This window comes from Curvibacter sp. APW13 (assembly GCF_032337135.1).
Taxonomy (GTDB): domain Bacteria; phylum Pseudomonadota; class Gammaproteobacteria; order Burkholderiales; family Burkholderiaceae_C; genus Allorhodoferax.
Map to the genome: position 1 here is coordinate 281,530 of NZ_JAVXZZ010000001.1, position 26,072 is coordinate 307,601.

A 26,072-nucleotide genomic window follows, 5' to 3' on the forward strand; every position below is an offset into this window, starting at 1 on the left:
CAGGACGCAAGTGTAGGGCCAATGCCATGGCCACGTCAGGCCCTCGGTCTCCTGCCAGCGCACGGTAAAATGCAGCCCAAGAGGTACCCACCATGCATTTGTTCCGACGCCCCGACTACCGCTCCGACGCCACCCAGTTCATCGACCAGCTCAAGGCCGCCAAGCCCCAGCTGGAACAAGGCCAGCGCGAAGGCCGCGCCCTGCTGTGGGACAAGCAGGTAGACCGCGAAGCCCAGGCGGGCTACCAGGCCGCCCGGGTGGCGCAGAAGCCCTACGTCTACCAGAACGAGCACTGAAATATCCTCTAGACCGCGCAGTTACTGCGTAGGCAGCTATTTTTTGCATAGCAACTCATGATTGCCACGCCATCCGGCGCCTCCGACACAACGCCGGAGCAGGCGCTGACTGCGGCCACGCCCGAGGTGGTGGACCAGGTCGCGCTGGCGCGCCTGTACGGCGAGCCGCTATTCGCGCTGCCGCAGGACCTGTACATACCGCCGGACGCGCTCGAAGTCTTTCTCGAAGCCTTCGAAGGCCCGCTGGACCTGCTGCTGTACCTGATCCGCAAGCAGAACTTCAACATCCTCGACATCCCCATGGTCGCGGTGACGAAGCAGTACCTGGCCTATGTAGACGAGATCCGCAGCCGCAACCTGGAACTGGCCGCCGAGTACCTGCTGATGGCGGCGATGCTGATCGAGATCAAGTCGCGCATGCTGCTGCCGCCCAAGAAGACGGCCGACGGCGAGGAAGCCGAAGACCCGCGTGCCGAGCTGGTGCGCCGCCTGATGGAATACGAGCAGATGAAGCTGGCTGCAGCCCGCATCAATGCCCTGCCGCAGCACGGCCGCGACTTTCTCAAGGCGTCGGTCTACATCGAACAGTCGCTGCAGCCGCGCTTTCCGGACGTGCACATCGTCGACCTGCAGGAAGCCTGGCGCGACATCCTCAAGCGCGCCAAGCTGGTCCAGCACCACAAGATCACGCGCGAAGAGCTTTCGGTGCGAGAGCACATGAGCCTGGTGCTCAAGAAGCTGCAGGGGCGCAAGTTCATCGAATTTGAGCAGCTGTTCGACCCCAGCCAGGGCGTCCCGGTACTGGTGGTGACCTTCATTGCCCTGCTGGAACTGGGCAAGGAAACTCTGATCGAGATCACCCAGGCCGAGGCCTTCGCACCGATCTACGTGCGCCTGGCCTACCAGCCCGCATAGGGTCTTTCGGCCACCGAGCGTTCTACGGTTAGTATTCGCCCCCACTTCGGTCCCGTTTTTGTTGGAGCCCTCCACCATGACCCAAAGCACCAGTGCGACCCAGGCCACAGGCACCCCCTACGGCACGCTGCCACCGGCGTCTCCCTTGCCCAGCCGCAAACCCATCAGCCTGCCGCGCATCCTGGAGATGCGTGCGCGCGGCGAGAAGATCACCATGATCACGGCCTACGACGCCACCTTTGCCGCGGTGGCCGACGCCGCGGGCATCGAGTGCATCCTGGTCGGTGACTCGCTCGGCATGGTCTGCCAGGGCCTGCACACCACCGTGGGCGTGACCCTGGACGACATGCGCTACCACACCGAGATCGTGGCCCGCGGCCTGCGCCGCGCCCAGGGCACGGCCTGGCTCATCGGCGACCTGCCCTTTGGCAGCTACCAGGAATCCAAGGAACAGGCCATGCGCAGTGCCAGCGTGCTGATGCAGGCTGGTGCCCATATGGTCAAGCTGGAAGGCGGTGGCTGGACCACCGAGGTGGTGCACTTCCTGGTCGAACGCGGCATTCCCGTGTGCGCCCATCTGGGCCTGACACCCCAGACCGTGCACGCGCTCGGAGGCTACCGGGTGCAGGGGCGTGGCGACCAGGCGGCCGAGCACATGAAGAAGCAGGCCCACGCACTGCAGGATGCCGGTGCCTCCATGCTGGTGCTGGAAATGGTGCCCGCCCCCCTGGCCACCGAACTGACCAACGAGCTGACCCACTGCGCCACGATCGGTATCGGCGCCGGCAAGGGCACCGCGGGGCAGGTGCTGGTGATGCACGACATGCTGGGGCTGAACCTCGGCAAGAACCCAAAGTTTGTCCGCAACTTCATGGAAGACGCACCGAGCATCCGCGGCGCCTTCGAGGCCTATGTGGCCGCCGTGAAGGACGGCAGCTTTCCCGTGGACAGCGTCCACGCCTGGTGAAATGACTCCCCCCCGAAGCGCCTGCGGCGCCTCCCCCTCCAGGGGGCGACACCAGTGGCCCGGCCGAGCCGGTTCCACGGTGTCCCGGAACATGGGGACCTACTCCGAACTACGATGAAAATAATCCACACCATCGCCGAGCTGCGCGACGAATTGCGCGCCTACCGCCACCCTGCCGTGGTGCCCACCATGGGCAACCTGCACGCAGGCCACCTGGCGCTGGTGCGCCAGGCCAAGCCGCTGGGCGATGTGACCATCTCGACCATCTTCGTGAACCGGCTGCAGTTTGCGCCGCACGAGGACTTCGACACCTACCCGCGCACCCTCGACGCCGACTGTGAGCAGCTCGAAGCCGCCGGGTGCGACCTCGTGTTCGCGCCCAAGGAAACCGAGATGTACCCGCAGCCCCAGACCTTCAAGGTGCACCCACCCACCGAGCTGGCCGACATTCTCGAAGGGCACTTCCGCCCGGGTTTCTTCATCGGTGTCTGCACCGTGGTGCTGAAACTGCTGTCCCTGACGCAGGCGCGTACAGCCCTGTTCGGCAAGAAGGACTACCAGCAGCTCATGGTGATCCGCAACATGGTCAAGCAGTTCGCCATGCCCATCGACATCATCGGCGGGGAGACCCAGCGCGCCGACGACGGCCTGGCCCTGTCCAGCCGCAACGGCTACCTGAGCGCCGCCGAACGGACCCAGGCCCTGCAGTTGAGCCAGGCCTTGCGCGGCATCGTGGAAGCCGTGCGTGCCAACCCCACCATGGATGCAGTCGCTCTGGCGCGGCTGGAGAACCAGGCCATGCAGAGCCTGAGCCACCAGGGCTGGCGGCCCGACTATGTGGCGATCCGCCGCCAGGCCGACCTGCAGCCGCCACAGGCAGGTGACGCCAAGGTGGTGCTCGCCGCCGCACGGCTGGGCGCCACGCGCCTCATCGACAACATGGAAATTTGAGCCAATTCAGGCTCTAGCCCGCACATATAGTGCGTAAGCAGCTACGAATTTCGTAGCAACTACATGAACCGGTCAAGAATGCGCTTGCTATGCGCATCGAGTGCGTACAGGTCGCGCACCAGGTACTGGATGCTGTGCGAATCGGCAATCAAGAGCGTGCCCTCGGTGCCCAGACGGCGGATGTCCTCATCCCCCCGCAGCACGAACTGGGTTGACCCGCGGTCGGTCTGCACCGTCCAGGTACAGGGGGTGGAAAAGCTCGTGACGGACTCGATGCGCTCGATCACCGGCATGAACTCGCGCCCGGCCAGCTCTTCGCGGATCAGGCTCTGCGCGGGCTCGGGCACATCGGCCAACGCCTCCACCCAGGCCATTTCCTTGCCGTCGGTAGCCACCAGGCCGATACCGACCTCGGGCGACTGGATCGGAAAGGCCCGGACCGGCACCACACCCTCGTGCACCGAGCCATCGGCCAATTGCAGGATCAGCTTGCCAAACGGGTCACGCTGCAGGCGCCAGTCCGGCGTTGCGGTAGAGGACTGAGCGGAAGATAACGGAGCGGTATTCATTCGGACTCCTTGGCGGAGGTTTCAGCGCCTTCTGCATTGCGCGCCTGCGCCTGGTACAGCTGGTAGTAGGCCCCCTGGCGGGCCATGAGCTCGTCGTGCGGCCCCTCTTCCACCACCTTGCCGCGGTCCAGCACCACCAGGCGGTCGGCGCGGTGGAGGGTGGACAGCCGGTGGGCGATAGCAATGGTGGTACGCCCCTGCACCAGGTTTTCCAGCGCCTTCTGGATTTCCTTCTCGGTCTCGGAGTCCACCGACGAGGTGGCTTCATCGAGGATCAGGATGCGCGGGTCGATCAGCAGCGCGCGGGCAATGGAGATGCGCTGGCGCTCACCGCCGGACAAGCCCTGGCCCCGCTCCCCCACCATCGAGTCGTAACCCTGGGGCAGGCGCAGGATGAACTCGTGCGCATGGGCCGCACGGGCTGCGGCAATGATCTCCTCGCGGGTTGCATGCGGCTTGCCGTAGGCAATGTTCTCGGCAATGGTGCCGAAGAACAGGAAGGGTTCCTGCAGTACCAGACCGATGTTGCGGCGGAAGTCCGCCACGGCGTAGGAACGGATGTCCACCCCGTCAACCAGGATGGCGCCTTCACTGACGTCGTAGAAACGGCAGATCAGGTTGACCAGGGTGCTCTTGCCCGAACCACTGTGGCCCACCAGACCGATCATTTCGCCGGGGGCAATCTTCAGGCTGATGCCCCGGTTGACCTGGCGGTTGCCATAGCGGAAGCCCACTTCCCGCACTTCGATGGCACCCTTCACCGTGTCCAGCGGCACCGGCTTGACCGGCTCGGGCACGCTGGAGACATGGTCCAGGATGTCGAAGATGCGCTTGGCCGCCGATGCCGACTTGTGCGTGACGGAAACGATGCGGCTCATGGAATCGAGCCGTCCGTAGAAGCGGCTGATGTAGGCAATGGCTGCCAGCAGCATGCCCACGGTGATCTGCCCGCGCGAAATCTGCCAGATGCCAAAGCCCCAAACCACCAGCAGGCCGATCTCGGTGAACAGGGACACGCTGGGCGAGAACAGCGACCAGATCTTGTTGATGCGGTCGTTCACCTGCAGGTTGTGGCGGTTGGCTTCACGGAATCGCGCGGCCTCGCGCTGCTCCTGGGCAAAGGCCTTCACCACGCGGATGCCCGGAATGGTGTCCGACAGCACATTGGTCACCTCACCCCAGACGCGGTCAATCTTCTCGAAACCGGTGCGCAAGCGGTAGCGCACGAAGTGGATCATCCAGCCGATGAAGGGCAGCGGCACCAGGGTGATCATGGCCAGCAGCGGGTCCATGGAAAACAGCACCACGGCGGTCATCATGATCATGATGACGTCGCTGGCGAAGTCCGTCAGGTGCAGCGACAGGTAGACCGCAATGCGGTCGCTCTCCGAGCCGATGCGCGACAGCAGATCCCCGGTGCGCTTGCCGCCGAAGTACTCCAGCGACAGCTTGAGCAGGTGTTCGTAGGTGGTGGTGCGCAGATCGGCCGCGATGCGTTCCGAAGCCAGCGCCAGCACATAGGTCTTGCCCCAGCTCAGAACCCAGGCCAGCAGGGCCGAGCCTAGCAAGCCCCCGAGGTACAGCGCCACCGTGGAGGTGGGTATGGTCTTGCCACTCTGGAACGGGATCAGCACCTCGTCCACCAGTGGCACGGTCAGGTAAGGGGGCACCTGGCTGGCAGCGGTACCCAACAGCATGAGGATGAAGCCCAGCAGCAGTTGCCCCTTGTAGGGCTTGGCAAAGCGCCACAGACGGAACAAGGTGCCGGTCGAAGGCGGGGTGTGCTCCACCTTGGCGCAGATCGGGCATTCCTCGTCCTCGGAGTCCAGTGGCGCCTTGCAGCTGGGGCAGACGTTGCGCAGTGCCGGCACCAGCGGCTTGCCATGCGCCACACTGTCCAGCACCGAACGGAACTGGTCCACCAAACGAATCGCCTGCAGGTTCTGGCCCAGCGTGAAGCGCCAATGGGCCAGTCGCCCCTGCCTGTCGACCAGCGCCACATGGCCGACCCCGGCATGGTCATGGTGCTGCAGCGCCTGTCCCGCCTGCAGCGGCCACTGGCGCCACGCCCCCTCGGGTCTATCGCAGGCCAACAGCCGCGCCGTGGTCAGCACCAGCAGCCCGGGCACGAAGTGCAACTGCGCATCCAGGTCAACCTCCAGCAAGGCCACGACGTTTTCATCGGAGGACAGTTGCTGGCGCAGGCTCGGTGCCCAGGCAGCGGGCACTTCCGGCACGGAAGTGACGGCGTTGGGTAATTCTTGTGTCATTGAAAGCGCAGGTTTTTGTTGAATTTTACGTTTACGGCCAATCGCCACGGCATGCACACCGCCCCGGACGCCAACCGGGATTTCGACGGGCGGATCGACTCTTTTCCAAGCGGCACCGAGTTCGACGAAAATACTTAACGCAGAATATGCCTATACGGTGGACAGTTTCCCCTTGCAATCCATGACGCCCCCAAAAAACATCCAAATCCTGCGGGTAACCCACCTGCGCGGCCCCAACATCTGGACCTACCGCCCCGTGATCGAGGCCTGGCTGGACATCGGCGAACTGGAAGACCACCCTTCCAACACCCTGCCCGGGTTCTATGAACGGCTCACCGCCTGGCTGCCCGGCCTGGTGGAGCACCGCTGCAGCCCCGGCGTGCGCGGCGGCTTTCTGCAGCGCCTGCAGGAGGGCACCTGGGCGGCCCACATCGTGGAACACGTCACACTGGAACTGCAGACCCAGGCCGGCATGCGCACCGGTTTCGGCAAGGCGCGCCAGACGTCGCAGCGCGGCGTCTACAAGGTGGCTTTCCGTACCCGGGAAGAGAGCGTTGGCCGTGCCGCCCTGCAGTCTGCCGTCGAACTGGTCTTGGCCGCCATCAATGACACCCCCTTCGATGCGGCGGGCCGCATCGCCGAACTGCGTGACCTGGTGGACCGGCGCTGCCTGGGCCCGTCCACCCAGCACATCGTCGATGCCGCGACCGACCGGCGTATTCCCCACATCCGCCTGACCGACGGCAACCTCGTGCAACTGGGCTACGGAACTGCCCAACGCCGCATCTGGACCGCGGAAACCGACCAGACCAGCGCGATTGCCGAAGAGATTGCCAGCGACAAGGACATGACCAAGGCCTTGCTGAAAGCCTGTGGTGTACCCATCCCCCATGGCGAACTGGTGCGCAGCGCCGACGCGGCCTGGGCTGCAGCACAGGATGTGGGCCTGCCCGTAGCCATCAAGCCGCTGGACGGCAACCATGGCCGCGGTGTCTCGCTGGATCTTCGCGATGAAGCCAGCGTCCGCACCGCCTACGAGGTAGCCCATGAACAGGGCAGCGGCAGCGTCATCGTCGAAGAGTTCATTCCCGGCAATGAACACCGCTTGCTGGTAGTGGGCAGACACGTCGTTGCCGCTGCCAAAGGGGAAACCGCCTGGGTAGTCGGCGACGGGAAATCAACCGTCACTGCCTTGGTGGACCAGCAACTCAACACCGATCCGCGCCGCGGAGAGACGGAGGAGTTTCCACTGGGCCTGATCAAGCCAGCAGAAAGCCCGGAAATCCTGCTCGACCTCGAACGCGCAGGCCTGACACCTGATTCCATCCCGGCCGCCGGCCAGAAGGTACTGATCCAGCGCAACGGCAATGTCGCCGTCGACATCACCGACACCGTGCACCCCACAGTGGCTGCCGCCGCTGCCCTGGCAGCGCGTGTTGTCGGCCTGGACATCGCCGGCGTCGACATGGTGCTGGAGGATGCCTCCAAACCCATGCGCAGCCAGCGCGGCGCCGTCATTGAGGTGAATGCCAGCCCGGGCCTGCTGGCCCACATCAAGCCGGTCAATGGTGCGGGGCAGCCCGTGGGCAAGGCCATCATCGACCACCTGTTCACGGCTGAAAAGACCGGACGTATCCCTGTGGTGGGTATCAACGGAAGCCAGAATACAGCGCGCATGGCACGCTTGCTGGCCTGGTTGATCCACATCAGCGGCAAGCAGGTGGGACTGGCCTGCGCCGAGGGCCTGTTCCTCGACAGCCGCCGTGTAGACGCCCGCAATTGCGCCACGTTCGAAGCCGGACAGCGCATCCTGATCAACCGCTCGGTCGAGGCAGCCGTGTTCGAGAACCCCAACGCGACCATCCTGGGCGAAGGGCTGGCCTACGACAAGTGCGACGTCGGCATCGTCACCGACATTGGCTGGACTGAGGACTTGCGCCGCTTCGACATCCTGGACGACGAGCAGGCCTTCAAGGTGGCCCGCACCCAGGTGGACGTGGTGCTGCCGACCGGTACCGCCGTGCTCAACGCAGCCGAACCCCAGGTGGTGGACCTGGCCGCGCTGTGTGATGGGCAGGTGATCTACTACGGACTCGATGAAAACCAATCGGTACTGGCCACGCACCGTGCCAATGGCGGGCGCATTGTCTTCCTGCGCGACCAGGCCATCGTCCTGGCCAATGGAGCGGAAGAACTGGCCCTGCTGCCGCTGGCGGACCTGAAGCCGGCCAAGGCGGCATTGCCCGAAATGGTGATGGCCGCCGTGGCCGCTGCATGGGCGCTGCAGATCCCGGTCGAATTGATTGCAGCCGGACTGCGCACCTTCGAATCCAACCCCAAGAAAACCCCCTACTGAGCACGCCATGGAAGTCTCTCGCATCCGCGCCCTGCGCGGCCCCAACCTGTGGAGCCACCACACCGCCATCCAATCGGTGGTGTCTTGTACCGTGCAGGAGTGCAACATCAACCTCGTGGCAGGCTTCGAAGCGCGGCTGCGGGCACGCTTTCCGGCCATGGGGCCGCTGCAGCCCACGGGGCACGACGACGCCATCCCGATGGCCCGCGTGCTCGAGATGGCCGCATTGGGCCTGCAGGCCCAGGCAGGCTGCCCGGTCACGTTCAGCTGCACCATGCCGACGCTGGAACCCCAGGTATTCCAGGTGGTATTCGAGTATTCCGAAGAAGACGTGGGACGGCAGGCCATGGAGCTGGCCCAGCAGTTGTGCCAGGCCGCCTGGGACGACAGCCCCTTCGACCTGACTGCAGCGCTCGAACAGTTGCGCGAACTCGACGAGGACGTTCGCCTGGGCCCCAGCACCGGCTCCATTGCCGATGCCGCAGTGGCCCGCGGCATCCCGATCAGCCGCATGACCGAAGGCAGCATGGTGCGCCTGGGTTGGGGCAGCAAGCAGCGCCGCATCCAGGCAGCAGAAATGGATGTCACCAGTGCCATTGCCGAGAGCATTGCACAGGACAAGGAGCTGACCAAGAAACTGCTGGCGGCAGCCGGTGTTCCCGTGCCCCAGGGCCGCGGCGTGAAGGACGTGGAAGATGCCTGGGCAGCGGCCCAGGAAATCGGCCTGCCCGTCGTCGTCAAGCCGCAGGATGGCAACCAGGGCAAGGGCGTCACTGTGAACATCACCACACGCGAACAGCTGGAGCGGGCTTACACCGTGGCGGCGGGTTTCCGTGACGATGTCATGGTCGAGCGCTACATGCCGGGCAACGATTTCCGACTGCTGGTCGTCGGCGATCGCCTGGTCGCAGCAGCCCGACGCGATCCGCCGCGCGTGGTCGGCGACGGCGAACACACCATTGCGCAACTGGTGGAAGAGGTCAACAAGGACCCGCGCCGCGGAACCGGCCATGCCACCTCACTGACCAAGATCCGCTTTGACGACATTGCGCGCTCCTGCCTGGCCTCGCAGGGTTACACCGCCGAGTCGGTGCCTCCCAAGGGCAAGCCGGTGAACCTGCGCAACAACGCCAACCTGTCTACCGGTGGCTCCGCGACCGATGTCACGGACGACGTGCACCCCGAAGTGGCTGCGCGTGCCGTGGCGGCAGCCCAGATGGTGGGCCTCGACATCTGCGGCGTGGACCTGGTATGCGACAGCATCCTGCACCCGATCGAAGACCAGGGTGGCGGCATCGTGGAAGTCAATGCCGCTCCGGGCCTGCGCATGCACCTATCGCCCTCGTTCGGCAAAGGGCGTGCCGTCGGTGAAGCCATCATCTCTGCCATGTTCAAGGATGGTGAGGATGGTCGCATTCCCATCGTCGCCGTCACGGGCACCAACGGCAAGACCACCACGGTACGGCTCATCTCCCACATCCTCGCCCAGCAAGGCAAGTGCGTGGGCATGACCAATACGGACGGCGTCTATGTGGGTGGCGACTGCATCGACACCGGCGACTGCAGCGGCCCCAAGAGCGCCAAGAGTGTTCTGCACCATCCGGACGTGGATGCAGCGGTGCTCGAAACTGCCCGCGGCGGCATCCTGCGGGAAGGCCTGGCCTTCGACCGCTGCGACGTTGCCGTGGTCACCAACGTGGGCAGCGGCGACCACCTGGGCCTCAACTACATCACCACCGTGGACGAGCTCGCTGTGCTCAAGCGCGTGATCGTGATGAACGTCGGCACCCAGGGGACCGCCGTGCTCAACGCCGCGGATCCGATCGTGGCGGCGATGGCTGCCAAGTGCAAGGGCAAGGTCATCTTCTTCGCGCAGGACAAGCACAACCCGATCATCGCCACCCACCGTGCCAAGGGCAATGCCGTGGTCTACACCGATGCGGGCCACCTGATTGCGGCCAGGGGCGAGTCGCTGCTCTCCCTGCCCTTGTCCGAAGTACCGGTCACGATGAACGGAACCGTCGGCTTCCAGGTGGAAAACGTCCTGGCCTCGGTGGCTGCTGCCTGGGCGCTGAATCTGCCCTGGGAAGGCATTTGCGCGGCGCTGCGCAACTTCTCCAACGACAACGACAACGCCCAGGGACGCTTCAACCTGTTCAACTACCGCGGTGCTACGGTGATTGCCGACTACGGGCATAACCCGGACGCCATGCTGGCCCTGGTACGGGCCGTGCAGCAGATGCCGGCCACGCGGCGCAGCGTGGTCATCAGCGGCGCGGGTGACCGGCGTGACCAGGACATCCGGCAGCAGACCGAAATTCTGGGCGACGCGTTCGAAGAGGTGGTGATGTTCGAGGATGCCTGCCAGCGCGGCCGCAAGGACGGTGAAGTGCTGGCCCTGCTGCGCGAAGGATTGGCGAACGCCAAGAAGACGGTCAGCCAATGCGAGATCCGTGGCGAGTTCCTGGCCATCGACACCGCCATGGACAAGCTGCAACCGGGCGAGCTGTGCCTGATCCTGGTAGACCAGGTGGAAGAAGCGCTGCGCCATATCAGCGCCAAGGTGGCTGCGGCAGCCTGAAACCCTGACGCCAGCAGACTCTCGGCGGCGCACCCGCCCCACCGGGAGGCTGCTGGACCACGTACTCAGCCGAGGTCGGAGGGCGTGCTGGCCTCTTGCGCGGGGTCGCGCGCCATCAATCGGGCAACGGCTTGCGCCGGGGTAATTCGACCATCGAGCAAATCCACCACCGCCTGGGTAATAGGCATGTCCACCCCGAGGCTGGCAGCCCGATGCGCGACCGTACGCGCACTGTAGACGCCCTCTGCCACATGTCCCAGGGCATCGGTGGCCTGTTGCAAGGTTTGGCCAGCGGCCAGGGCCAGACCCACGCGGCGATTACGCGACAGATCCCCGGTGGCGGTGAGCACCAGATCCCCCAGACCGCCCAGGCCCATGAACGTTTCCAGCCGCGCGCCCAGCGCAAGTCCCAATCGGGTCATTTCCGCCAAGCCGCGTGTGACGAGCGCCGCGCGCGCATTCAGCCCCAAGGTCAGGCCATCGCACAGTCCGGTGGCGACAGCGAGCACATTCTTCACGGCACCGCCGACCTCCACACCCACGACATCGTCGTTGGCGTAGACACGCAGACTGGGGCTGTGAAAGGCCTGAACCATGGCCTGACGCACATCGGCATGGGCGCTGGCAGCCACCAACGCCGTGGGCTGTGCCCGGGCCACCTCCAACGCAAAGCTTGGCCCGCTGAGCACACCACACCGCAAATTGGGCGCCACCGCGTGCTGGACTTCATGGCCCAGCAACCCCAAGGCGCCCGCTTGCGACGATTCAAACCCCTTGCACAACCAGACCACGGGCACTGCTGCATTGCGCACCCGCTCCAATGCGCCACGCAAGCCCGCCATGGGGGTGGCGATGACCAACAGTTCACTGCCCTGTATAAGGGCGGCAAGCGCTTCGTCACCACCCGAGAGTTGCAGGCTTTCGGGCAGCACGATATCCGGCAGGTAGCGCGCGTTGCGGCGAGCGGTCTGCATGGCAGCAGCCTGCTCGCTGTCACGGGCCCACAAGGTCACCGCATGGGCATGGTGGGGTTGGCTGCTGGCCGAAACAGCCAGCGCCGTGCCCCAGGCACCTGCGCCAATTACTACTATTTTCATAGCTGCCTACGCAATATTCACGCGGGCTAGATGCATATTTCTCTGATTACTGCGGCAAGGTCCCGCTGGGGGCGCCGGCGGTTTCGACCTGCTGCTGCTCGTACATGGCCTGGAAGTTGATTTCGGCCAGGTGCACGGGAGGGAAGCCGGCGCGCTGGATCAGGTCCGCCACGTTGCCACGCAGGTAGGGGTAGACGATCTGCGGGCAAGCGATGCCCATGATCGGACCCATCTGGTCTTCGGGCAGGTTGCGGATCTCAAAAATGCCGGCTTGCTTGGCTTCGACCAGGAACACGGTCTTGTCCTGGATCTTGGTCTGCACGGTGGCAGTGACGGCAACCTCGAACACACCATCCGCCACGGGCGCGGCGCCCACGGCCAACTGGATGTCCACGGAAGGAGTCTCTTGCTCCAGCAGGATCGCGGGAGAATTGGGCTGCTCCAGCGAAGCCTCCTTGAGGTACACGCGCTGGATCTGGAATACGGGGTCTTGGTCTGCCATCAGTTTCTTTCTGAACAATCAAAGGCCGCCCTTGCGGCGGCTTCTGCGCCAGGCGGCGCAAGCCCCGCATTATGTCAGGCCGATTGCAGCAAAGGCATCAAGCCACCACGGGCATCCAGCGCCATGAGATCGTCGCAACCGCCCACATGGGTTTCGCCGATGAAGATTTGGGGTACCGTCCGTCGCCCCGTCAGTTCCATCATCTTGATGCGCTCTTCGGGCTGGCTGTCGACCCGCACTTCCTGGATCGTCGCGACCCCCTTGGACTGCAGGATGCGCTTGGCTTGAATGCAATAGGGGCACACGGCAGTGGTGTACATCTTCACGGTTTGCATGGCGATGCTCCTGTATCCGTCAGGCTTTTTCGGTGGGCAGGTTCGCCGCCGCCCAAGCCTTCAGGCCACCACCGAGCGATTGGGCATTCTCGTAGCCGAGTTTCTTGGCCACTGCGACGGCGCGCCCGGACCGGGCCCCCGACTGGCACACCAGGATCAAGGGCACGTTCTTGTTCTTGACCGCTCCCGCCAGTTTGGATTCAAGCTCCCCCAGGGGAATGTTCTTCGCGCCGCCGATGTGGCCCGCCGCAAATTCGGCAGGCTCGCAGACATCGACCACCACCGCCTTTTCGCGGTTCATCAGCATCACGGCGCTTTGCGGATCCAGCCCCGCAGTCGCAGCCCCCTGCACCACCGGCAACATCAGCATGGCAGCGGACAGGATGGCGATGGTGACGAGCATCCAGTTATCGAGCAAAAATTTCACTTTTTCGTTTCCTTTGTGGGCTGCGACCCGACGGGCGCAATAGCAGCATTTTAAAATGCGCAGCTTTGGGACCCCTGCGGCCCCTCCAAGCAACCCTAGCCCTCCTGTGACCATGCACAAACTCGTTCTCATCCGCCACGGCGAATCCACCTGGAACCTCGAAAACCGCTTCACCGGCTGGACCGATGTGGAACTCACGCCCACCGGCATTTCACAGGCCATGTCCGCGGGCAAGTTGCTCAAGGCCGAGGGCTATGAATTCGACGTGGCCTACACCTCGGTGCTCAAGCGCGCCATCCACACGCTGAACTACTGCCTGGACGAAATGGACCGCACCTGGTTGCCGGTGGTCAAACACTGGCGCCTCAACGAGCGCCATTACGGCGGCCTGCAGGGTCTGAACAAGGCCGACATGGCCAAGCAGTACGGCGACGAGCAGGTGCTCATCTGGCGCCGCAGCTACGACACCCCGCCCCCCGCGCTGGACGCCAATGACCCGCGTGGACAGCGCCAGGATCTGCGCTATGCCGGTCTACCGGCGGAACAGGTGCCCCTGACCGAATGCTTGAAGGACACGGTGGCGCGCGTCCTGCCTTACTGGAATGAAGAAATCGCGCCTGCAATCCAGTCCGGCAAGCGCGTGGTGATCGCTGCCCATGGCAACTCCATCCGCGCGCTGGTCAAATACCTCGACAACATCTCGGACAACGACATCGTTGGACTGAACATCCCCAATGGCATCCCGTTGGTGTACGAACTCGACGCCCAGCTCAAGCCGATCCGCCACTACTATCTGGGTGACGCCGAAGCTGCGGCCAAGGCCGCTGCCGCCGTCGCAACCCAAGGCAAGGCCTGAGTCCCGTCGGTGCTGCGGGAATTTGCAGCCCACAGTGCCGACCGAATCGCAGCGCCGTGTATAGTGCACCGCACAGGAATACCTATGGGCCACAAACTGAAAATCACCGGCTGGATTGCACTGGGCGCCCTCGCTGGCGCGTTGACCACCGTTTCACTGCAAACGGTGGCGCGCAACACGCTCGACCCGCTGCCGTTGGAAGAACTGCAGCAACTGGCTGCCGTGTTCAACCTGATCAAGTCCGACTACGTCGAGCCGGTCGATGAGAAGAAACTGATCACCGATGCCATCTCCGGCATGGTGGCAAGCCTGGACCCCCATTCCCAGTATTTCGACAAGAAGGCCTTCAAGGAATTCCGTGAAGGCACTTCCGGCAAATTCGTCGGTGTGGGCATCGAGATCACGCAGGAAGAGGGCCTCGTGAAAGTGGTCTCTCCGATCGAAGGTTCACCCGCGTTCCGTGCCGGACTCAAGCCCAACGACCTGATCACCCGCATCGATGACACGGCGGTCAAGGGCCTGACCCTGAACGAAGCCGTCAAGCGCATGCGTGGCGAGCCCGCCACCAAAGTGCTGCTGACCATCTTCCGCAAGGACGAGAACCGCACGTTCACCGTCACCATCGTCCGCGAAGAGATCAAGCAGCAGTCGGTCCGTGCCAAGATGATTGAGCCCGGCTACGCCTGGCTGCGCATCAGCCAGTTCCAGGAGCGGACGGTCGAGGACTTCGCCAAGAAAATCGATGAGCTGTACAAGCAGGACCCCAAGCTCAAGGGCATTGTGCTGGACTTGCGCAACGATCCGGGCGGTCTGCTTACCGCAGCGGTTGCGATTTCGGCCAGTTTCCTGCCCGACAACGTCACCGTGGTCTCCACCAATGGGCAGACCCCCGACAGCAAGCAAGTGTTCAAGGCCAACCCCAAGGACTATGCAGGCCGTGGAGCCGACCCGATCAAGGCCCTGCCCGCCGCACTGAAGAAAATCCCGCTGGTCGTCCTGGTCAATGAAGGCTCTGCTTCGGCCAGCGAAATCGTGGCGGGCGCCCTGCAGGATCACCAGCGTGCGACCATCATGGGAAGCCAGACCTTCGGCAAGGGATCAGTGCAGACCTTCCGACCACTCGGCCCCGATACCGGCCTGAAGATCACGACATCGCGCTATTACACGCCTTCGGGGCGTTCTATCCAGGCCAAGGGCATCGTCCCCGACCTGATGGTGGACGACACCGAAGAGGGTAGTCCCTACGCCGTGCTGCGGATGCGCGAAGCCGACTTGGACAAGCACTTGCAGAGTGGCCAGGGCGAGGAAAAGAAAGACCCCGAGCGGGAGCGCGCCCGCGAACAGGCCCTCAAGCGCCTGGAGGAAGAAGCGCGCAAGCCAGAATCGGAACGCCGCCTGCCCGAATTCGGTTCCGACAAGGACTTCCCGCTGATCCAGGCCCTGAACAAGCTTAAAGGACGCGAGGTACTGGTGAGCAAGACGCTGACGGAGCGCAAGCCCGAGGTCAAGGACAACTGAGCACGTACCCCACCGTCGATGCATCCACGTTAAAGCGCGCATTCACCAGTGTTTTTCGCCATTTGAACTGGCGCTGAACTGCTAGACTTGCATCACCGAACTTGACCGAAACGCACCTTGGACGCTTCCAGCCCCGCATCCCCCGTTTCGCTGCAAGCCCTGCAGCTGGACGATGCGCGTGCGTTGCTGTCGCATAGCCAATCGCCGAAACTCCCTTCGCCCGACAGCGTGACGGCCACGGCCTATCTGCAGGCAGTCATCGACGGGCTGTGCGAGCTATCTTCCCGCGATCCGCTGACGGGACTGGCCAATCGCCGCCACTTCCAGGCGGTGCAGGAACGCACCATCGAAATGGTGGCGCGTTCGGGTGAATCGGCCTTGCTGCTGATCCTCGACATCGACCATTTCAAGAAAGTCAACGACAACTACGGTCACCAGGCTGGTGACCAGGTGTTGCGCACCGTGGGTGAGGCTCTGACGGGATGTGTACGTCCGATGGACACCGTGGCCCGCTTTGGTGGCGAGGAATTCGCCATCATCCTGCCCAACTGCCATGGCGCCTATGGCGCTCTCGTGGCCGAGCGCATCCGCGCCTGTGTGGAGGCGCTGGAGATTTCCGTGGCACCGCACCAGAACCTGCGCGTCACCATCAGTATCGGTGGCGCCTTTGCACCGGAGTGGGTGCGCTCCACCGCTTCGCTGTGGACCGAACGCGCGGACATTCAGCTGTACCAAGCCAAGGCCCAGGGGCGCAACCGTGTGTGCCTGGACCACCAACAGGAAATCTATGTCAGTGCCGAGGAAAAGAACCTCCTGTTTGGCCACCTTTCGTTGGGCGACCCCGTCTGGCCAGACGCCAATTCCACAGCCGAAACGTCGGATGCCGTGGATGAATCCTTGCACAGGGTGAATTGATGACCGAAACCACCAACACCCCCACCGCTTCGTTGGAAGAAAAGCTCCCGCTCAAGCCGCTGGGCAAGGTCATTGCAGTCACCAGCGGCAAAGGCGGTGTGGGCAAGACCTTCGTTTCTGCCAATCTGGCCGCGGCTTTGGCAAAACGTGGACAGCGGGTACTCGTACTTGACGCCGACCTGGGTCTGGCCAACCTGGATGTGGTACTCAATCTGTACCCCAAGACCACCCTGCACGACGTCTTCACCGGCAAGGCCAAGCTGGAAGAAGCAATCATCCGCGCACCAGGTGGTTTTTCAGTGCTCTTGGCCGGCTCCGGCATGGTCGAATACTCGCGCCTGACGACCGAGGTGCGCGACGATTTCCTGCGGATCATGGAAGGTTTGGTGCCGCACTACGATGTGGTCATTCTGGACACCGGCGCGGGGATCTCGGATGTGGTGCTGTTTGCCGTATCACTGGCGTCGGAAGTGCTGGTGGTAGCCACCCCCGAGCCCACTTCCCTGACCGATGCCTATGCCACCATCAAGGTGCTGGCTGGTCAGCAAAAGCGCTACACCATTCGAATGGTCATCAATCAGGCGGCACGCCTGGGAGATGGACGGGCCATCACCACCCAATTGCAGCAGGTGCTGGACCGCTTTGTCACGGTCGAGCCGGGACGCTCTGTCAAGCTCCAGCACATGGGGGATATTCCGGTCGATGTATCGGTCCGCCAAGCGGTCATGCGGCGCCAGTTGCTGCTCGCTGCTGCCCCTGGCTGCCCAGCTGCACTGGCGATTGGCCAGCTCGCAGGCAAAGTCGAAGAAATGGTGGCCGCCAAGAGCGCAGCCTGATTGCTCTTGCCCCGCAAGGGCCCTCAAGCCCGACCGATGATGGACGCGGTGGCCATGAGTTCTTCCATCAGCGCCAGTGACACTGCACCAGATACGGAATACGGATCCAGTTCTGGCTTTTCCGCATACTTGAGGAGAATGCTGGCGTTGATGCGGCTGGTGTTTACCTGGCCCATGGTCCATCCGCCAAAACGCCGCTCCATGATTTCCTCGTAGTGCAGCAGGACCACGTCCTTGTGCCTGCGGTCGCGCACGATATGGCTGTACAACTCATTGACCGCCGAACGCCCGCCCTCTATGGCTTGCAGGAAGATGCCACCCCCATAGCAGAGTATGCCGGTGATCCCGCAGGTCGGGTTGAATTGGCGGGACTGGGACAGAATCGACTCGATGGCCACCTCACTGGGGTCCACGGCGCGACTGGCGTACAACAAGCGAACCAGCATGGCTCAGGCCTTCCGCGGAATCAGGGACAAAAACTCGCGCCGCAGCGTCGAATCCTTCAGGAACACACCGCGCATGACCGAGTTGATCATCTTGCTGTCCATGTCCTTCACACCGCGCCACGCCATGCAGTAGTGACTGGCTTCCATGACGATCGCCAGCCCATCCGGCTGGGTCTTTTCCTGGATCAGGTCGGCCAGCTGTACCACGGCCTCTTCCTGGATCTGCGGGCGGCCCATGATCCACTCGGCAAGGCGCGCGTACTTGGACAGACCGATCACGTTGGTGTGCTCGTTGGGCATCACACCGATCCAGATCTTGCCGATGACCGGGCAGAAATGGTGGCTGCAGGCACTGCGCACGGTGATCGGACCGACGATCATCAACTCGTTGAGGTGCCCGACGTTGGGAAATTCGGTAATGCTGGGCCCCTGCACATAGCGGCCACGAAACACTTCGTTCACGTACATCTTGGCCACACGACGGGCAGTGTCATCGGTGTTGTGGTCGTTCTCGGTGTCGATCACCAGGCTGTCGAGCACGCCCTTCATCTTCTGCTCGACTTCATCGAGCAGTTGCTCCAGTTCACCCGGCTCGATGAACTGGGCAATGTTGTCATTGGCGTTGAAGCGTTTGCGGGCGGCTCGAATCCGTTCGCGAATCTTCACGGAAACTGGGGTCCCCTCGTCTGCGTCGGATGCCTTCATGGTCGGTTGCGTCTGCATTAACATGGCTGGCATCGTACCAGCCTTTCGCCAACAGGGTTATTCGCCCTTCACCCCAGAAAACAGGGTGTAGACAGCTATCAATTCAGTAGCGCTTCCCCAGAAGGAACACGGAGAGACGGGCTACGGCATACGCCAGTGCATCGAAAAAGCGCTGCTTCAGGGGACGCCGGGCGAAGACGGCGGGATCCAGTTGGCGTGTATGGCCGTGTACGCGCGCCAACAATTGTGAACGAAGCGTAGCGGCGAATTGGGCATCGTCCACCACCACATTGGCCTCACGGGCGAGCAGCAGGCTCAGCGGGTCCAGATTGGAAGAACCCACAGTGCTCCAGTGTCCATCCACCACCGCCACCTTTGCATGCAGGAACCCCGCCTGGTACTCCCAGATCTCGATCCCCGCCAACAATAGCTTACCATACACGGCACGAGTCGCGTGGTATTGCAGAAAGTATTCGTAGCGTCCCTGCAGCACCAGGCGCACCCGCACCCCACGTCGTGCCGCCTGCACCAGGGCCTGCCGCAAGGCGCGACCTGGCAGGAAATACGCGTTGGCAATCAGTATCTCGGACCGAGCCTGCGTGATGGCGCGGCGGTAGGCCCTTTCGATGCGCAGGCGGTTGCGAACATTGTCACGAAGGATCAGTCCGGCCTTCGCCACCTCGACTGCCGTGCCATCGGACCAGTCGGAGACATCGATATGGGTCGGCCATTGCTTCGCACTGCTGCTGACCAAGCTGGCACCCGCAGCACGGTACTGCCGCTCTTCAAACTGATGCTGCGCCAGCAGGCGTGCCCAGAACCCAGCCATCAGGCGCTGCGCCTGTCCAACCATCTCACCCGACACGCAGACCGCAAAATCGAGTCGTGCAACTTCCTGTGGTCCGTGGTTGAGGTCGATATGGTCGTCCAACAGATTGATCCCCCCACAGAACAGCAAGCGCCCATCAATGACGCACAGTTTGCGGTGCAGCCGTCGCCAGCGCCTGGGAACCATGACCTGCAAACCCTGCAGAGGCAGGAAACGATGCCACTGCACACCGGCCAGGGCCATCGCCTGGACCCAATGGTCCGGCAGGGTGGGCGTACCCGCTCCATCCACTACCAGGCGAACCACCACTCCACGACGTGCAGCGCGCAGCAAGGCATCCACCACGGCGACCACCGCCCCTTCCACGTGGAGGATGTAGGTCTCCAGCAACACTTCGCGGTAGCTCGCATCAATCGCCTGCACCAGCGCATCAAAGTACGCCTGCCCGCCCGTCAGCAGGCGGATGCGGTGGGATTGGATGGCGGAACTGCCCATGTCGGTTCAGGCATCCAACCGGAATTCCGCGACCAGTGGCAGATGGTCCGACATGCGCGCCCAGGCAGTACCGCGCGGCACCCATTGCGCCAGCGGCTCCATGCCCCGTGCATAGACATGGTCCAACTGCAACAAGGGCAGGCGCGAGGGAAAGGTCAAGGCCTGTACCGGCCCGAAGCAACGCAGCCCCGCCTGCAGCATGGTCTGGTGGGCCCAATCACCCCACTCATTGAAATCGCCAGCCACGATCAGGGGTTGGTCGGCACCGATTTCGCGGCCGATGAAGCGGATCAGCTGCTGTAGCTGCCGCACCCGGCTGGAGCGGACCAGCCCCAGATGCACCACCAGAACATGCACGCGCCGACCATGGACCTCCACCTGCACATGCAGCAGACCACGCTGCTCAAAACGGTGGTCTGACATGTCTTCGTGCTGGTGGTCGCACACGGGCCAACGGCTCAGCAAGGCATTGCCATGCTCACCATGGCGCGTCACCGCGTTGGTGCGGTAGACCGCTTCATACCCACCCGGTGCCAGGAAGTCCGCCTGCGGCAACGTCGGCCAATGCGCAAAACGCCGGGCTTCGCGTCGATTGCTATGGCGCACCTCCTGAAGGCACACGAGGTCGGCATCGAGCTGCTCCACCGCCAAGCCCAGATTGTGGATCTCGAGCCGCCTGAGCGGACCGATGCCTTGGACTCCCTTGTGGATGTTGTAGGTAGCGACCCGCACTATCGGCATGGATCCTCCGCGCGTGAAAGTGAAGCCCGTCGGATGTGCGGCAAACTCAGGATCGCTTCGGCATTGGAGGCCGAATAGCACCGATCGGCCGCCTCAATCCAAGGGAGCCAGCAATATGCCCGATGCTCTGCAGCGCTCAGGCGAACAGGATACGGTTCGGGGACACACAGGCCAAAAACGCGCTCGACATTGAAGAAGACCCCGGGGGCATAGCGATTGCGCCACCGCGGGTAGATGGGATAGACGTTTTCCAGCGCCCAGTCTTGCAAACAGGCCGCTGGCCAGCCCAGCCCACACTGCAGACCGGTCTCCTCCTGCACTTCCCGCGCGGCGGTCTCGGTCCATCCCGCATCGTCCGCTTCCTGCGACCCTGTCACAGACTGCCAAAATGGCGTGCCATCCGGAGCATCGTTGCGCCTACGCAGCAGCAATACATCCCACCGGGGTGTGTGGATCACCACCAGCACCGAGCGCGGTACCTTGAAGGGCTGCTGTGGATTCATGGCAGAAAAAAGGGCGCTGCAAGCGCCCTTCGATTCTGCCTCAGTCTGGGTCAGACGGGCTGCGGGTTGCGCAGCTTGATGTGCAGTTCGCGCAACTGCTTTTCGTCCACGGGTGATGGCGCTGCGGTGAGCAGACACTGGGCACGCTGGGTCTTGGGGAAGGCGATCACGTCACGGATGGACTCGGCACCGGTCATCAGCGTGACGATGCGGTCCAGGCCGAAGGCCAAGCCGCCATGCGGGGGCGCGCCGTACTGCAGGGCATCGAGCAGGAAGCCGAACTTGGCTTGCGCTTCCTCGGGTCCGATCTTGAGCGCGTCGAACACCTTGCTCTGCACATCGGCGCGGTGGATACGGACCGAGCCACCCCCCATTTCCCAGCCGTTCAGGACCATGTCGTAGCCCTGGGAGATGCACTTCTCGGGGGCCGTGACCATCCAATCCTCGTGGCCTTCCTTGGGCGCGGTGAAGGGGTGGTGCACGGCGGTGTAGCGCTGGTTTTCCTCGTCGTACTCGAACATCGGGAAATCCACCACCCACATCGGGCGCCAGCCGGCCGTGAACAAACCGTTCTTCTTGCCGAATTCGCTGTGGCCGACCTTCAGGCGCAGTGCGCCAATGGCGTCGTTGACGATCTTTTCCTTGTCGGCACCGAAGAAAATCAGGTCGCCGTTCTGGGCACCGGTGCGCTCCAGCACCGCTGCCAACGCAGCGTCGTGGATGTTCTTGACGATGGGGCTCTGCAGACCGTCACGGCCCTTGGACAGGTCGTTGACACGGATGTAGGCCAGGCCCTTGGCACCGTAGATCTTGACGAATTCGGTGTAAGCGTCGATCTCGCCGCGGCTGATGCCACCGCCTTCGACCGAGCCACCGGGCACGCGCAGGGCCACCACGCGACCACCCTTCATGGTGGCAGCGCTGGAGAAGACCTTGAAGTCCACGTCCTTCATCACGTCGGTAAGTTCGGCGAACTGCAGGTTCACGCGCAGGTCGGGCTTGTCGGAGCCGTACAGGTGCATGGCATCCTGGTAGGTCATGACCGGGAACTCACCCAGGTCCACACCGATGGTGTTCTGAAACACGGTCTTGATCATGCCCTGGAACATGGCACGGATGTCCTCTTCCGTCAGGAACGAGGTCTCGATATCGATCTGCGTGAATTCGGGCTGGCGGTCGGCGCGCAGGTCTTCGTCACGGAAGCACTTGGTGATCTGGTAGTAACGGTCAAAGCCGGCCACCATGAGCAACTGCTTGAACAGCTGGGGCGACTGCGGCAGCGCAAAGAACTGGCCATCATGCACACGGCTGGGCACCAAGTAGTCGCGCGCGCCTTCGGGCGTGCTCTTGGTGAGCATCGGGGTTTCGATATCGATGAAGCCGTTGGCGTCGAGGTACTTGCGCACTTCCATGGCGACGCGGTAGCGCAGCATCAGGTTGTTCTGCATGTAGGGGCGGCGCAGATCCAGCACGCGGTGCGTGAGACGGGTCGTTTCGGACAGGTTGTCTTCGTCGAGCTGGAACGGGGGAGTGACCGAGGGGTTGAGCACCTTGAGCTCGTGGCACAGCACTTCGATCTGGCCGCTCTTGAGCTTGTCGTTGGTGGTGCCTTCGGGGCGTGCACGCACGACACCCTTGACCTGGACGCAGAATTCGTTGCGCAGGTCTTCGGCCACCTGGAACATCTCGGGACGATCGGGGTCGCAGACCACCTGCACATAGCCCTCGCGGTCACGCAGATCGACGAAGATCACGCCACCATGGTCACGGCGACGGTTGACCCAGCCGGCGAGGGTTACGGTTTGGCCCAACAGGGCTTCGGTCACCAGACCGCAGTAATGGGAGCGCATGGCCATAGCTAGCTTTCGGTTTGCTGCCTTGTGGGCAGCCAAAGTTAAGGTTGATCGGAAACCGGCGCGGCGGCGCGGGGTGGCAGGGCCCCCGGCGCCACGGCACCCATGGAAATGACGTAGGTCAGTGCCTGGTCGACGCTCATGTCGAGCTCGATCACGTCGGCACGGGGTAGCATCAGGAAGAAGCCGCTGGTGGGATTGGGCGTGGTGGGAACGTACACACTCACAAAATCGCCCCCCAGACGCTGCTGCACTTCACCACTTGGCGTACCGGTCTGGAACGCGATGGTCCACATGCCCGGGCGCGGGTACTGGATCAGCATCGCGGTCCGAAAGGCGTTGCCATTGCTGGAAAACAGCGTGTCGGACACCTTCTTGACGCTGTTATAGATGGACTTGACGATGGGGATGTTGGTGAACAGCTTGTCCCACTGCTTGACCCACCACCGCCCAGCCACGTTGGAAACCAAGGCGCCCGTGAACAGCAGTACCGAAGCCACCAGAATCACCCCAAGGCCAGGGATGTGGCGCAACTGGTCGATCACGGGCAGCAGCGACGCTGGCGTCACGGCAGCCAAGCCCGACAGGAAAGCCCCGAAAACGCCATCGAGCAAACCGATGAGCCACAGAAGTACCCACAGCGTGATCGCCAGGGGCAACCACACCATCAGACCAGTCAGCAGGTATTTGCGAAAGGGCACAGCGGTCAATCGTTGTTCAGGCTTGGGCTGCCACGGGGCAACTCGCACAGGCTGCCGCAGGGGCATCGCCCGAGGCCGCGGGGGCGGGCGCACAGGAGGAGCCGCCCTTGAAGTCGGTGGCGTACCACCCCGACCCCTTGAGCTGGAAGCCAGCGGCAGTCAATTGCTTGGAAAAGGTGTTTTTGCCGCACGAAGGGCATTCCTGCAAGGGCGCATCCGACATTTTCTGCAACACGTCCTTGGAAAACCCGCAGGCATCACATTTGTAGGCGTAGATAGGCATGGTTCAAGACTCGCTCGGGAATCAGCAAAACCTTGAATTATAGAACGGCCGTCAGAAAAGTCGGATCCGGACCACGATCTGCATGACCACCAGGCCCGCCACGAAGCCCAGTGCGACGGACAGAATAGTCTGCAACAGACGATTCGTGCGACGCTGCTCCGCCAGCAACTCCTGGTGCATTGAGCTCTCCTGCAGGGAGGTTCTCTGAAGGTAGGCATGCAGCAGGAGCGGCAGCTCAGGGATCACTTTGGCGTAGTGCGGCGCATGGAACTTGAACTGGTCCATGAGCTTTTGGGGGCCGACCTGCTCCATCATCCAGTTCTCAAGGAAGGGCTTGGCGGTAGCCCAGAGGTCGAGGTTGGGGTCCAGCTCGCGCCCCAGCCCTTCGATGTTGAGAAGTGTCTTCTGCAGCAGTACCAACTGCGGTTGAATCTCAACGTTGAAGCGCCGCGAAGCCTGGAACAGCCGCAGAAGCACCATGCCCAGTGAAATTTCCTTCAGCGGGCGATCGAAATAGGGCTCGCAGACCGCGCGCACCGCCCCTTCAAGCTCGTTGACCTTGGTGGTGCGTGGCACCCATCCCGACTCGATGTGCAGTTCTGCGACCCGCTTGTAGTCACGCCGGAAGAATGCGGCGAAGTTCTGGGCCAGGTACTCCTTGTCCACTTCGGTCAGGGAACCGACGATGCCGAAGTCGAGCGAGATGTAGCGTCCGAAGGTAGCCGGGTCGATGCTGACCTGGATATTGCCTGGGTGCATGTCGGCGTGGAAAAAACCGTCACGGAACACCTGGGTGAAGAAGATGGTGACACCGTCACGTGCCAGCTTCGGAATATCCACGCCTGCGGAACGCAAGCGATCGACCTGGCTGATGGGAACGCCGTGCATGCGCTCCATCACCAGCACTTCCGTCGAGCTGAAGTCCCAGAACATTTCCGGGATCAGCACCAGGTCCAGACCTTCCATATTGCGCCGCAACTGGGCCGCACTGGCTGCTTCGCGAACCAAGTCGAGCTCGTCATGCAGGTACATGTCGAACTCGGCCACCACTTCCTTGGGCTTGAGACGACGACCATCGACCGACAGCGCATCGAGCCAGTTGGCCATCATGCGCATCAGGCGCAGGTCCTTGCGGATAGCCTCCGTCATGCCAGGGCGCAGCACCTTCACCGCAACTTCCTTGGGCGCGCCCTTCCAGTCCTTCAGTACCGCGAAGTGCACTTGGGCAATGGAAGCACTGGCGACCGGTTCGCGCTCAAAGGAAGCAAACACCTGGTCCAAGGGGCGTCGCAGATTGCGTTCGATGGTGGCGATGGCGATGTCCGCACTGAATGGCGGCACCCGGTCCTGCAACAAGGCCAGTTCGTCAGCAATATCCACCGGCAGCAGGTCACGGCGGGTCGACAGCACTTGGCCCAGTTTCACAAAGATCGGCCCCAAGTCTTCCAGCGCCTGGCGCAGGCGCTGTCCGCGCGGTGCCTCCAACCGACGCCCCATGCGCAACAGACCTGTCATGAAGCGGGCCACGGGGTGGTCCAGGCCGGCCAGCAGCATCTGGTCCAACCCACGCCGCCAGAACACCCACAGGATGAAGAAAGCCCGAGCAAAACGGCTCATGCGGCGTCCCCCGAGCGTGGACCACGCCCGACAAACTGAGCCAGGGTCTGCGCCATGCTGCGCACCGCCTGCGACATGGCGTGGGCTGGCGCATCGCCCATGATTCGGGCCAGGTCTTCCTCCACGTCCCATCGGACATGGTCAGCCAGCCAGTTGATTTCGGCAGCGAGTTGCACATCGCCCTCAATCCGCACGGCGGGCTTGTCGCCCTGAAGCAGTGCCTGAGCCACCTCCAAGGGCGAATCCTGGGTCATGGTCAGCGTCAGATCCGCCTGGGCATCGACACTGGCCAGATCCAGCAAGCCAGCTGGTGTAACCACCACCTTGAAGGAGAACTGGCGCCAAACCACGAGCACCACGGAGCCTTTGATGCGCATCAGGCGCTCCATGGCCACGGGCTCCTGCATCAGCACATGGTTGAGCAAGAGGACCACGCGTCGATGGGTTTCATCCACCACCCAAGCAGGAGGTGCAACGGGAACAGGGAGCGTGCGGAGGAAGTCCTCCA

General features: G+C 63.1%; 26 protein-coding genes. 10 read left to right on the forward strand and 16 right to left on the reverse strand.

From position 1 onward, the window contains the following. Positions 1-92 precede the first annotated feature (92 nt). From RQP54_RS01240 to panC, 4 genes are all read left to right on the forward strand, one after another. On the forward strand, positions 93-296 hold the full coding sequence (locus RQP54_RS01240) for a DUF3460 family protein (protein WP_315676350.1): 204 nt from the start codon (positions 93-95) through the stop codon (positions 294-296). Between the two features lie 57 nt (positions 297-353). Further along, positions 354-1,211 carry a ScpA family protein gene (locus RQP54_RS01245; protein WP_315676351.1) on the forward strand — a complete coding sequence of 286 codons (858 nt, stop codon included), beginning with the start codon at positions 354-356 and terminating at the stop codon, positions 1,209-1,211. A gap of 76 nt (positions 1,212-1,287) precedes the next feature. Further along, a complete protein-coding gene (gene panB / locus RQP54_RS01250) occupies positions 1,288-2,178 on the forward strand; it encodes a 3-methyl-2-oxobutanoate hydroxymethyltransferase (protein ID WP_315676352.1) in 891 nt (296 codons plus the stop codon). Positions 2,179-2,292: 114 nt separating this feature from the next. Beyond that, positions 2,293-3,129, forward strand: a complete 837-nt coding sequence (panC, locus tag RQP54_RS01255) for a pantoate--beta-alanine ligase (RefSeq protein WP_315676353.1) — start codon at positions 2,293-2,295, stop codon at positions 3,127-3,129. A gap of 59 nt (positions 3,130-3,188) precedes the next feature. Here the strand turns inward: panC and RQP54_RS01260 are convergent, their stop codons facing one another. Further along, positions 3,189-3,698: a DUF1854 domain-containing protein gene (locus RQP54_RS01260; RefSeq protein WP_315676354.1), complete on the reverse strand. Its 510-nt coding sequence runs from the start codon at positions 3,696-3,698 to the stop codon at positions 3,189-3,191. Beyond that, the gene (locus tag RQP54_RS01265) at positions 3,695-5,968 is read right to left on the reverse strand and encodes an ABC transporter ATP-binding protein (RefSeq protein WP_315676355.1); all 2,274 of its coding nucleotides are present in this window, start codon (positions 5,966-5,968) and stop codon (positions 3,695-3,697) included. Before RQP54_RS01265 ends, RQP54_RS01260 begins: the two co-directional genes overlap by 4 nt. 181 nt (positions 5,969-6,149) lie before the next feature. On the opposite strand from RQP54_RS01265, the gene cphA (RQP54_RS01270) reads away from it, so the two are divergent. Then, positions 6,150-8,324, forward strand: a complete 2,175-nt coding sequence (gene cphA, locus RQP54_RS01270) for a cyanophycin synthetase (protein WP_315676356.1) — start codon at positions 6,150-6,152, stop codon at positions 8,322-8,324. Between the two features lie 7 nt (positions 8,325-8,331). Next, entirely contained in the window at positions 8,332-10,905 is a 2,574-nt protein-coding gene (gene cphA, locus RQP54_RS01275; RefSeq protein WP_315676357.1) for a cyanophycin synthetase, read from the forward strand. 65 nt (positions 10,906-10,970) lie between these two features. Here cphA (RQP54_RS01275) and RQP54_RS01280 read toward each other — a convergent pair whose 3' ends face one another. The 4 genes from RQP54_RS01280 to RQP54_RS01295 all read right to left on the reverse strand — a co-directional run bounded on the left by RQP54_RS01280 (position 10,971) and on the right by RQP54_RS01295 (position 13,266). Beyond that, positions 10,971-12,002 (reverse strand): NAD(P)H-dependent glycerol-3-phosphate dehydrogenase, encoded by a 1,032-nt coding sequence (locus RQP54_RS01280; protein WP_315676358.1) that lies wholly within the window; start codon positions 12,000-12,002, stop codon positions 10,971-10,973. Between the two features lie 46 nt (positions 12,003-12,048). Then, entirely contained in the window at positions 12,049-12,504 is a 456-nt protein-coding gene (gene secB / locus RQP54_RS01285; RefSeq protein ID WP_315676359.1) for a protein-export chaperone SecB, read from the reverse strand. Between the two features lie 74 nt (positions 12,505-12,578). Then, the gene (gene grxC, locus RQP54_RS01290) at positions 12,579-12,839 is read right to left on the reverse strand and encodes a glutaredoxin 3 (RefSeq protein ID WP_315676360.1); all 261 of its coding nucleotides are present in this window, start codon (positions 12,837-12,839) and stop codon (positions 12,579-12,581) included. Positions 12,840-12,858: 19 nt separating this feature from the next. Next, positions 12,859-13,266 carry a rhodanese-like domain-containing protein gene (locus RQP54_RS01295; protein WP_315676361.1) on the reverse strand — a complete coding sequence of 136 codons (408 nt, stop codon included), beginning with the start codon at positions 13,264-13,266 and terminating at the stop codon, positions 12,859-12,861. A 112-nt stretch (positions 13,267-13,378) separates the two neighbouring features. On the opposite strand from RQP54_RS01295, the gene gpmA reads away from it, so the two are divergent. The 4 genes from gpmA to RQP54_RS01315 all read left to right on the forward strand — a co-directional run bounded on the left by gpmA (position 13,379) and on the right by RQP54_RS01315 (position 17,391). After that, positions 13,379-14,122, forward strand: a complete 744-nt coding sequence (gpmA, locus tag RQP54_RS01300; RefSeq protein WP_315676362.1) for a 2,3-diphosphoglycerate-dependent phosphoglycerate mutase — start codon at positions 13,379-13,381, stop codon at positions 14,120-14,122. 84 nt (positions 14,123-14,206) lie between these two features. Then, on the forward strand, positions 14,207-15,640 hold the full coding sequence (locus RQP54_RS01305; protein ID WP_315676363.1) for a S41 family peptidase: 1,434 nt from the start codon (positions 14,207-14,209) through the stop codon (positions 15,638-15,640). Between the two features lie 117 nt (positions 15,641-15,757). Continuing rightward, positions 15,758-16,555 (forward strand): GGDEF domain-containing protein, encoded by a 798-nt coding sequence (locus RQP54_RS01310; RefSeq protein WP_315676364.1) that lies wholly within the window; start codon positions 15,758-15,760, stop codon positions 16,553-16,555. Continuing rightward, positions 16,555-17,391 carry a MinD/ParA family protein gene (locus RQP54_RS01315; protein ID WP_315676365.1) on the forward strand — a complete coding sequence of 279 codons (837 nt, stop codon included), beginning with the start codon at positions 16,555-16,557 and terminating at the stop codon, positions 17,389-17,391. The genes RQP54_RS01310 and RQP54_RS01315 overlap by 1 nt, the downstream gene beginning before the upstream one ends. Positions 17,392-17,414: 23 nt before the next feature. Here RQP54_RS01315 and RQP54_RS01320 read toward each other — a convergent pair whose 3' ends face one another. From RQP54_RS01320 to RQP54_RS01365, 10 genes are all read right to left on the reverse strand, one after another. Further along, positions 17,415-17,837 carry a BLUF domain-containing protein gene (locus RQP54_RS01320; protein WP_315676366.1) on the reverse strand — a complete coding sequence of 141 codons (423 nt, stop codon included), beginning with the start codon at positions 17,835-17,837 and terminating at the stop codon, positions 17,415-17,417. A 3-nt stretch (positions 17,838-17,840) separates the two neighbouring features. Beyond that, entirely contained in the window at positions 17,841-18,566 is a 726-nt protein-coding gene (folE, locus tag RQP54_RS01325) for a GTP cyclohydrolase I (protein ID WP_409997536.1), read from the reverse strand. Between the two features lie 79 nt (positions 18,567-18,645). Continuing rightward, on the reverse strand, positions 18,646-19,866 hold the full coding sequence (gene clsB / locus RQP54_RS01330) for a cardiolipin synthase ClsB (protein ID WP_315676368.1): 1,221 nt from the start codon (positions 19,864-19,866) through the stop codon (positions 18,646-18,648). A 6-nt stretch (positions 19,867-19,872) separates the two neighbouring features. Beyond that, positions 19,873-20,607, reverse strand: coding sequence for an endonuclease/exonuclease/phosphatase family protein (locus RQP54_RS01335; RefSeq protein ID WP_315676369.1), 735 nt, complete (start codon positions 20,605-20,607; stop codon positions 19,873-19,875). Continuing rightward, positions 20,598-21,110 carry a dihydroneopterin triphosphate diphosphatase gene (nudB, locus tag RQP54_RS01340; protein WP_315676370.1) on the reverse strand — a complete coding sequence of 171 codons (513 nt, stop codon included), beginning with the start codon at positions 21,108-21,110 and terminating at the stop codon, positions 20,598-20,600. The genes RQP54_RS01335 and nudB overlap by 10 nt, the downstream gene beginning before the upstream one ends. A gap of 50 nt (positions 21,111-21,160) precedes the next feature. Continuing rightward, positions 21,161-22,966 carry an aspartate--tRNA ligase gene (gene aspS / locus RQP54_RS01345; protein WP_315676371.1) on the reverse strand — a complete coding sequence of 602 codons (1,806 nt, stop codon included), beginning with the start codon at positions 22,964-22,966 and terminating at the stop codon, positions 21,161-21,163. A 38-nt stretch (positions 22,967-23,004) separates the two neighbouring features. Further along, complete coding sequence (locus tag RQP54_RS01350; protein WP_315676372.1) at positions 23,005-23,631, reverse strand: DUF502 domain-containing protein; 627 nt, start codon at positions 23,629-23,631, stop codon at positions 23,005-23,007. 49 nt (positions 23,632-23,680) lie between these two features. Next, positions 23,681-23,947 carry an FmdB family zinc ribbon protein gene (locus RQP54_RS01355; protein WP_315676373.1) on the reverse strand — a complete coding sequence of 89 codons (267 nt, stop codon included), beginning with the start codon at positions 23,945-23,947 and terminating at the stop codon, positions 23,681-23,683. A 51-nt stretch (positions 23,948-23,998) separates the two neighbouring features. Next, entirely contained in the window at positions 23,999-25,564 is a 1,566-nt protein-coding gene (gene ubiB / locus RQP54_RS01360) for a ubiquinone biosynthesis regulatory protein kinase UbiB (protein WP_315676374.1), read from the reverse strand. Beyond that, on the reverse strand, positions 25,561-25,998 hold the full coding sequence (locus RQP54_RS01365; protein WP_315676375.1) for an SCP2 sterol-binding domain-containing protein: 438 nt from the start codon (positions 25,996-25,998) through the stop codon (positions 25,561-25,563). Before RQP54_RS01365 ends, ubiB begins: the two co-directional genes overlap by 4 nt. Positions 25,999-26,072: the final 74 nt, after the last annotated feature.

Coding starts and splice junctions, on each gene's coding strand:
- RQP54_RS01240 (WP_315676350.1), top strand. CDS start 93: ATGCATTTGTTCCGACGCCCCGACTACCGCTCCGACGCCACCCAGTTC.
- RQP54_RS01245 (WP_315676351.1), top strand. CDS start 354: ATGATTGCCACGCCATCCGGCGCCTCCGACACAACGCCGGAGCAGGCG.
- panB (WP_315676352.1), top strand. CDS start 1,288: ATGACCCAAAGCACCAGTGCGACCCAGGCCACAGGCACCCCCTACGGC.
- panC (WP_315676353.1), top strand. CDS start 2,293: ATGAAAATAATCCACACCATCGCCGAGCTGCGCGACGAATTGCGCGCC.
- RQP54_RS01260 (WP_315676354.1), bottom strand. CDS start 3,698: ATGAATACCGCTCCGTTATCTTCCGCTCAGTCCTCTACCGCAACGCCG.
- RQP54_RS01265 (WP_315676355.1), bottom strand. CDS start 5,968: ATGACACAAGAATTACCCAACGCCGTCACTTCCGTGCCGGAAGTGCCC.
- cphA (WP_315676356.1), top strand. CDS start 6,150: ATGACGCCCCCAAAAAACATCCAAATCCTGCGGGTAACCCACCTGCGC.
- cphA (WP_315676357.1), top strand. CDS start 8,332: ATGGAAGTCTCTCGCATCCGCGCCCTGCGCGGCCCCAACCTGTGGAGC.
- RQP54_RS01280 (WP_315676358.1), bottom strand. CDS start 12,002: ATGAAAATAGTAGTAATTGGCGCAGGTGCCTGGGGCACGGCGCTGGCT.
- secB (WP_315676359.1), bottom strand. CDS start 12,504: ATGGCAGACCAAGACCCCGTATTCCAGATCCAGCGCGTGTACCTCAAG.
- grxC (WP_315676360.1), bottom strand. CDS start 12,839: ATGCAAACCGTGAAGATGTACACCACTGCCGTGTGCCCCTATTGCATT.
- gpmA (WP_315676362.1), top strand. CDS start 13,379: ATGCACAAACTCGTTCTCATCCGCCACGGCGAATCCACCTGGAACCTC.
- RQP54_RS01305 (WP_315676363.1), top strand. CDS start 14,207: ATGGGCCACAAACTGAAAATCACCGGCTGGATTGCACTGGGCGCCCTC.
- RQP54_RS01315 (WP_315676365.1), top strand. CDS start 16,555: ATGACCGAAACCACCAACACCCCCACCGCTTCGTTGGAAGAAAAGCTC.
- RQP54_RS01320 (WP_315676366.1), bottom strand. CDS start 17,837: ATGCTGGTTCGCTTGTTGTACGCCAGTCGCGCCGTGGACCCCAGTGAG.
- folE (WP_409997536.1), bottom strand. CDS start 18,566: ATGTTAATGCAGACGCAACCGACCATGAAGGCATCCGACGCAGACGAG.
- clsB (WP_315676368.1), bottom strand. CDS start 19,866: ATGGGCAGTTCCGCCATCCAATCCCACCGCATCCGCCTGCTGACGGGC.
- RQP54_RS01335 (WP_315676369.1), bottom strand. CDS start 20,607: ATGCCGATAGTGCGGGTCGCTACCTACAACATCCACAAGGGAGTCCAA.
- nudB (WP_315676370.1), bottom strand. CDS start 21,110: ATGAATCCACAGCAGCCCTTCAAGGTACCGCGCTCGGTGCTGGTGGTG.
- aspS (WP_315676371.1), bottom strand. CDS start 22,966: ATGGCCATGCGCTCCCATTACTGCGGTCTGGTGACCGAAGCCCTGTTG.
- RQP54_RS01350 (WP_315676372.1), bottom strand. CDS start 23,631: ATGGTGTGGTTGCCCCTGGCGATCACGCTGTGGGTACTTCTGTGGCTC.
- RQP54_RS01355 (WP_315676373.1), bottom strand. CDS start 23,947: ATGCCTATCTACGCCTACAAATGTGATGCCTGCGGGTTTTCCAAGGAC.
- ubiB (WP_315676374.1), bottom strand. CDS start 25,564: ATGAGCCGTTTTGCTCGGGCTTTCTTCATCCTGTGGGTGTTCTGGCGG.